General features: G+C 68.7%; 6 protein-coding genes and 1 pseudogene. 4 read left to right on the plus strand and 3 right to left on the minus strand.

From position 1 onward, the window contains the following. Window positions 1-14 precede the first annotated feature (14 nt). The gene (locus DC434_RS07980) at window positions 15-749 is read right to left on the minus strand and encodes an SDR family NAD(P)-dependent oxidoreductase (protein ID WP_116634726.1); all 735 of its coding nucleotides are present in this window, start codon (window positions 747-749) and stop codon (window positions 15-17) included. A 100-nt stretch (window positions 750-849) separates the two neighbouring features. On the opposite strand from DC434_RS07980, the gene DC434_RS07985 reads away from it, so the two are divergent. Next, window positions 850-1,812, plus strand: a complete 963-nt coding sequence (locus DC434_RS07985; protein ID WP_116634727.1) for an aldo/keto reductase — start codon at window positions 850-852, stop codon at window positions 1,810-1,812. Window positions 1,813-1,849: 37 nt separating this feature from the next. Here DC434_RS07985 and DC434_RS07990 read toward each other — a convergent pair whose 3' ends face one another. Continuing rightward, on the minus strand, window positions 1,850-2,173 hold the full coding sequence (locus DC434_RS07990) for an SMR family transporter (RefSeq protein WP_116634728.1): 324 nt from the start codon (window positions 2,171-2,173) through the stop codon (window positions 1,850-1,852). After that, window positions 2,170-2,538 carry a multidrug efflux SMR transporter gene (locus DC434_RS07995; protein WP_116634729.1) on the minus strand — a complete coding sequence of 123 codons (369 nt, stop codon included), beginning with the start codon at window positions 2,536-2,538 and terminating at the stop codon, window positions 2,170-2,172. Before DC434_RS07995 ends, DC434_RS07990 begins: the two co-directional genes overlap by 4 nt. 302 nt (window positions 2,539-2,840) lie before the next feature. Between DC434_RS07995 and DC434_RS08000 the strand changes: the two genes are divergently transcribed. The 3 genes and pseudogenes from DC434_RS08000 to DC434_RS08010 form a co-directional block, all read left to right on the plus strand. Next, window positions 2,841-4,181 (plus strand): HNH endonuclease signature motif containing protein, encoded by a 1,341-nt coding sequence (locus DC434_RS08000; RefSeq protein WP_116634730.1) that lies wholly within the window; start codon window positions 2,841-2,843, stop codon window positions 4,179-4,181. A gap of 222 nt (window positions 4,182-4,403) precedes the next feature. Next, window positions 4,404-5,933: an ABC transporter substrate-binding protein gene (locus tag DC434_RS08005; protein WP_243408855.1), complete on the plus strand. Its 1,530-nt coding sequence runs from the start codon at window positions 4,404-4,406 to the stop codon at window positions 5,931-5,933. A gap of 177 nt (window positions 5,934-6,110) precedes the next feature. Continuing rightward, window positions 6,111-6,233 (plus strand): annotated as a pseudogene (locus DC434_RS08010) (beta-propeller fold lactonase family protein); the annotation flags it as partial. Window positions 6,234-6,360 lie beyond the last annotated feature (127 nt).

Here is a 6,360-nt window from a genome sequence, read left to right on the forward strand (position 1 = left end):
AGGGCGAAGTCGGTTCAGACCAGGAGCTGTCCGCCGTCGACGGCGACGGAGACCCCGGTGATGTGGCTGGCGGCGTCGCTCGCGAGGAACAGGACGAGCGGGGTGATCTGGTCGACCTCGGCGATCCTGCCGAGCGGGATGCGCGACTCCCAGGCGGCGCGGGCCTGCGGTTCGTCGGCGAACGCGGCGGTCAGGGGAGTGAGGACGGGGCCGGGGGCGACGGCGTTCACTCGGACGCCGGAGGTGGCGAGCTCGATCGCTGCCGTACGCGTGAGGGCGTCGACCGCGGCCTTCGTCGCCTCGTAGTGGCCGAGGCCCGGTGTGGGCTGCCGCGCGCCGATCGATGAGATGTTCACGATGCTGCCGCGACCGGCCTCGGCGAGGAGGGCTCCGAAGACCCTCAGCATGAGGAAGGTGCCGCGCACGTTGACGCGGAGCGCGGCGTCGACCACGTCGACGGGAACCTCCTGCAGGGTGCCTCCGCCGGCGACGATCCCCGCGTTGTTCACGAGCACGTCGAGTCCGCCGGCCGCGACGATCCGCTCGGCGGCGGCGAGGACGGATGCTTCGTCGCCGATGTCGAGCGTGAGAGCGGTCGCGCCGATCGCGGTTGCGGCTTCGGCGGCGGCATCCGCGTTCACGTCTCCGATGAAGACGGTGGCGCCCGCGGCGCGGTACGCGGCCGCGATGCCGCGACCGAGCCCGGAGGCGCCTCCGGTGACCAGGATGCGGCGGGGGGATTCGGTCATGTTCGTCCTCACTGACGGTGTCGCGACGGGGGTGTCTCCGTTATATTCTACAAACATAGAAAAACACAACCCCGCGTTCGCGCGTCCCGAAGGAGTCGTCATGCCCGATCAGACATATGCCCGGAGGCCGCTGCGCCCGGGCGGCGCACCGGTGCCGCCGCTCGCGCTCGGGTCCTGGAACACGTGGGACCGCATGTCGCAGGACGATGCGGTCTCGCTGATCCGTCGGGCCGTCGACCTCGATGCCGGATTCTTCGATGTCGCCTTCTACAACATGGGTCCGCACGCGGAGAACTCGAGGACGGACATCCTCTTCGGGGAGGCGCTCCGCAGGAGCGGGGTGGACCGCTCCGAGATCGTGCTGTGCGGAAAGCTCTGGCTGTGGGACTGGCCGAACCAGGGCTTCCGGGCGCAGATCGTCGAGTCGCTCCGCCGCGCCGGCCTCGATCGTTTCGACACGCTCGTCGTGGGTGACTACATCGACGCGCCCGACCTGCCGCGCCTGGTCGCCGACGTGGACGAGCTGATCGACGAAGGGCTCGTCGGCTCCTGGGGCATCAACAACTGGCGCATCGAGCACACGCGAGCGGCCCTGGCCGAGGCTGCGACCCAGGGGGTCGCCGGTCCTGTGTTCGCGCAGCTGAAATACGGCATCGCCCGGCGCTCGATGGCGGAGGGGCAGGCGTACGGGCCGCTGTTCGCGGACGGCACGCTGACCCTGCAGGCGTCCGACGTGTTCGAGGGCGGCATCCTCGCCACGGGTCGCGCGCCGCAGCGCAAGATCGGCGCGGACGTCGGAGGCATCCGGGAGCGGATCTCCGAGATCTACCCGGAGGTCGAGCGGGTCGCTGGAGAGTTCGGTGTCTCTCCCGCCGCCCTCGGCATCGCGTTCTGTCTGGCGAATCCCGCGACGTCCAACGTGCTGTTCGGCGCGTCACGGGTCGCGCAGCTCGAGCAGAACCACGCGGCGCTGGCGCTGGCCCGCGATCACGGCGCGGAGGTCCGGGCCGCGCTCGCCGGATGCTGGGTCGACCGGGAGGTGAGGGCCGACGGTGTGTGGTGACCCGGCGGCGGACGTCGCGCGGGTCGGCCGGCCTGCGTCAGTGGGCGCCGCCGAATTCGATGAGAGCCACCCCGACCGCGATCAGGGCGACCCCGATCGCCATCATGGCGGAGAAGTGATCCTTGAAGATGACGCGACCGAGCACCGCGGTGAGGGCCACGCCGGCGGCGGCCCAGACGCCGTAGGCCACGCCCACCGGCATCCCCATCGCGAGGATCGCGCCGAGCAGGGTGAATGCGGCGAGGTAGCCCACGACGATCACGGGGATCCAGCGCTTGCGACGCAGTCCCTCTGATGCGCGCAGGCTCAGAGTCGCGGTGACCTCGCTCGCGATCGCGAGGGCGAGCAGCAGCCAGGTCATGACGCCGCCCCTGCGCCGTCGCGTGCGTGGGATCCGAGCTCGACCAGCAGCACTCCGACCACGATCACCCCGACGCCGACGATCTGCACCGGGCCGAGCAGCTCGCCGAACAGAACCGTTCCGAGGACCGCGGTGAGCACCACGCCGATCGCCGACCAGATCCCGTAGGCGACGCCGACCGGCATCCCGCGATCCAGCACGATCGACAGCAGCCAGAGCGAGCCGCTGTAGCCGATGGCCACCAGGATGAGCCAGAGCGGATGCGTGAAGCCCTCAGCTGCGCGCAGGGCGAGTGTGGCCGACACTTCGAGGGCGATGGCGACCAGCAGCGGCGGCCAGGCCGAACCGCGGGGGTGAGGGGTCATCGTGCGCCTTTCGTGGAGCGTCCGAGGGGGGAGAACGTGGCCGGAGCTCGGGGGATTCCCGCGGGGCGTGCGGGGGTGTCTGCGGATGCCTAGGTCCGTGGTGGTCGGCTGAGGTGGCCATCGGGTGTCCGTCGCCACTTGATGGGAGAGCCGTCGGTCGCGAACGGTCCGTCACGAGGCTCGACTCGGATGGGCTCAGTCGGCGTTGGGGCGTTATTCAAGGCTTTCACGATATACCGATAGGCCAATATGTAATCGAACATAGCTTCGAATCTTGAGTGGACGCGCGGTAGAATCGGGGTATGTCGAAGCTCACCGGATTGCATCAGGCGGTCGCCCGTCTCGATGTGGCGTGGGCGGGCGCGGATGACGCGATGGGGTTGTCGCGGGAGCAGCTCATCGCCGTGAACGACGCTCTCGGGGCGCTGCAGCGATGCGCCGATGCTGTGCACGCCGACATCGCCGCCGGGATCGCTCACGAGTCGCGGCGGGAGTTAGGGGCGGGGAGTCTGGCGAAGGAGCACGGCTTCCGGACGGCGGCGAAGTTGATCGCCGCGACCACCGGAATCTCGTCGGGTGATGCGTCGCGGTTGGTGGCGGTGGGGGAGGCGACCGCACCCCGCACAGACCTGTTGGGGGCACGGTTGCCCGCCCGGTACGAGGTGTTGCGGGCAGCGTTGGCTGCTGGGGTCATTGGTGTGGCGGCCGCGGGGCTGATCATCGCGTTGTTGGACCGGTGCCGCGTCGTGGCGGGGACGGAACGGATCCTCGAGGCGGAGACGCTGCTGACGGAGCGTGCGGTCGGGTTGGGGTTGGATGAGCTGCGGAAGCTGATCACTCGGGCTGAGGCCTGGTTGGATCCCGATGGTGTGCAGCCGAAGGAGGATGAGAGGCGGGCGAAGCGGTCGCTGAAGATCTTCGAACGCGATGGGATGGTGCACCTCAGTGCGGTGCTCGATGCGGAGACCGCTGCACCGGTGGTGACCGCGATCCGCGGGTTCGTGTCGGCGGCGTTCGCTGCCCGGAAGGATGCCCCCGATGCGGAGGCGGTGGATGCGGATCGCCGCACAGTGGCGATGATTCAGGCCGATGCCCTCGCCGCGTTCTGCGCGCACATCCTGGGATGCGAATCGCGGATGCCGCTTGCCGGGGCGACCGTGATCGTCCGGCTCACCCTGGATGATCTGCAGTCCGGGGCCGGATCAGCGACCGTGGACGGACTCGACCAGCCCGTAGGGGTGGGGGCGGCGCGGCGGATGGCTGCCGGGCGCGGAGTCATCCCGTGGGTCATGGGCGGGCGCAGCGAGATTCTCGACTGGGGTCGGGAGAAACGCCTCTTCACCCGGGCGCAACGCCTGGCGCTCGTGGAACGGGATGGCGGGTGTGCGATGTGCGGGCTGCCGCCCGAGATGACGAAAGCCCACCACATCCGCTGGTGGCAACGTGATCACGGGCCCACCGATCTCGCCAACGGAGTGCTGCTGTGCGAGACGTGTCATCACCGCATCCACGACAACGGATGGGACATCCACATCGACGGCACGGGTATCGCGGCCCGGGTCTGGTTCACACCGCCCCGGTGCGTCGATCCCGCCCGCACACCCCGCCTCGGCGGCCGCGCACGGTTCGACATCGCCGCCTGAGCAGCGCCAGACCCGTCCTCGCCGACGAGTCCTGCGCGCTCTGACAAGCCGGGTGCGTCGGGAGGCATGATCGCTGGGTCGTCGGGCGAAGATCGCTGTTGCGCTCTTTTTCCACGCATGTAGACTAACCAGCACGACACATCGAAGTGGCGTCGGATCCGGCTCTCCGGCCAGCGGCTCTTCGAACCTTCTTCACCCTCCCTGCATCCGAGAGAAGGAACCATGAAACGAATGCCCCTCGCGCTCGCCGCAGCAGTGGCCGCGACCCTCGCGCTCACCAGTTGCAGCGGCGGAACGTCTCCGTCACCGTCCGACGGCAGCGGCGCCGAAGGACCCGACGCTCTCAACATCGGCAACTTCCTCGACGTCACCTCCTGGGATCCGTCACTGGCCGACATCGGCTTCGACGGTCCCTACCTCTCTGCGGTCTACGACGCGCTGATCGCCCTCGACGAGGACGGCGCGCCCATCCCGTCGCTCGCGACCGAATGGACCGTCGCCGACGACGATCTCAGCATCGACCTCGACATCCGGACCGACGCGGTCTTCAGCGACGGCACCCCGGTCGATGCGGATGCAGTGGTGAAGAGCCTCGAATACCTCAAGGCCGGCCCGCGCTCCGGCGAGGCGTACCTCAATGTCGCCTCGTTCGAGAAGGTCGACGACGACACGATCAGCATCCGGCTCACGCAGCGCGACGACACGATCCTCTATCTGATGGGTCTCGGCCGCAGTTACGTCATGTCGCCGGCGTCCATCGAGGCCGGGTCTCTCGGCAAGGAGCCGATCGGCTCCGGCCCCTATGTGCTCGACAGCACCACGAGCGTCGCCGGCGCGGAGTACCACTTCACCAAGACCGCCGACCATTGGGATGCCGCGACGTATCCGTTCTCCGAGCTGTCGATCTTCCCGATCACCGACGCCACCGCTCGGCACAACGCCATGCTCAGCGGCCAGATCAACGTGCAGTACGGCGACGTCGCCAACCTCGAGCAGGCGGGGCAGCAGGGATGGAACGTCGCCCAGCGCGTCTCCGGCTGGGCGGGCCTCGTGATCACCGACCACACCGGTGCCAAGAGCGAGCCGCTCGGCAAGCTCGAGGTGCGGCAGGCACTCAACTACGCCTTCGACGGCGCCGCGGTCCTCGCCGCCGTCGGCAGCGGAGCCGGAGTCGCCACCAACCAGGTCTTCCCCGACGGCGGCGACATCAACGATCCGGCGCTGAACGAGACCTACGCCTACAACATGGACAAGGCCAAGGAGCTGCTGGCGGATGCCGGCTACCCCGACGGCTTCGCGATCTCGATGCCCATGTCGCCGATCTTCGAGATGTGGAAGCCGTCCGCCGAGCAGGCGCTCAACGAGCTCGGGGTGACGGTGACCTGGGACAACATGCAGATGCCGGACTACCAGCTGAACGCGCCGAACTACCCGATGTTCATCTCCTTCCTGGCGATGGACGGGAACGACGTCGCGACGGTGGCTCGTCAGGTCACCAGCGTGCAGTGGTTCAACCCCGAGCCCGACTACGCGCAGAACGACGTCATCGCTCCGCTCGTCGAGAAGGTGCAGACCGAGCGCGGCGACGCGCAGACCGCGGCCATCGAAGAGCTGAACAAGGCTCTCGTCGATCAGGCGTGGTGGTCGGTCTGGTATCAGGCGAACAACATCTACTACACAGCGAGCGGCATCCAGCTGCAGCCGGTCGTCGGGATGATGTTCCCGACGCTGCGCTACATCACTCGGGGCTGATGCTCCGGCCGGGGCGGCGCTCGCGTCCGCCCCGGCCCACCCCTTCCCCTCCGACCCGAGAGGTTCCCATGCTTCTGTTCACGGCGAAGCGCGTGCTGTCCGGTCTGGTTCTGCTGGTCGCGGATCTGGCGTGCTTCGACAGGCTCAGCAACCCAGGGGACGAGCTCGGCAGCCCAAGGGTTGATCCTCGACCACGAGGTGGTGCTCCCGCTCGGCACCGGGCCTCGCCACATGGTCGTGCACCCCAGCGGGCACCTGCATGTCGTGACCGAGTACTCGTGCGAGGTGTTCACCCTCGCCGCCGGCGTCGACGRCACGACGCGCCAGGTGCCGTCGACGCCGGCGGCGAGGGTGAACACCTCGCACGAGTACTCGGTCACGACATGCAGGTGCCCGCTGGGGTGCACGACCATGTGGCGAGGCCCGG

This window comes from Microbacterium sp. TPD7012 (genome assembly GCF_003075395.1).
Classification (GTDB): domain Bacteria; phylum Actinomycetota; class Actinomycetes; order Actinomycetales; family Microbacteriaceae; genus Microbacterium.

Coding starts and splice junctions, on each gene's coding strand:
- DC434_RS07980 (WP_116634726.1), bottom strand. CDS start 749: ATGACCGAATCCCCCCGCCGCATCCTGGTCACCGGAGGCGCCTCCGGG.
- DC434_RS07985 (WP_116634727.1), top strand. CDS start 850: ATGCCCGATCAGACATATGCCCGGAGGCCGCTGCGCCCGGGCGGCGCA.
- DC434_RS07990 (WP_116634728.1), bottom strand. CDS start 2,173: ATGACCTGGCTGCTGCTCGCCCTCGCGATCGCGAGCGAGGTCACCGCG.
- DC434_RS07995 (WP_116634729.1), bottom strand. CDS start 2,538: ATGACCCCTCACCCCCGCGGTTCGGCCTGGCCGCCGCTGCTGGTCGCC.
- DC434_RS08000 (WP_116634730.1), top strand. CDS start 2,841: ATGTCGAAGCTCACCGGATTGCATCAGGCGGTCGCCCGTCTCGATGTG.
- DC434_RS08005 (WP_243408855.1), top strand. CDS start 4,404: ATGAAACGAATGCCCCTCGCGCTCGCCGCAGCAGTGGCCGCGACCCTC.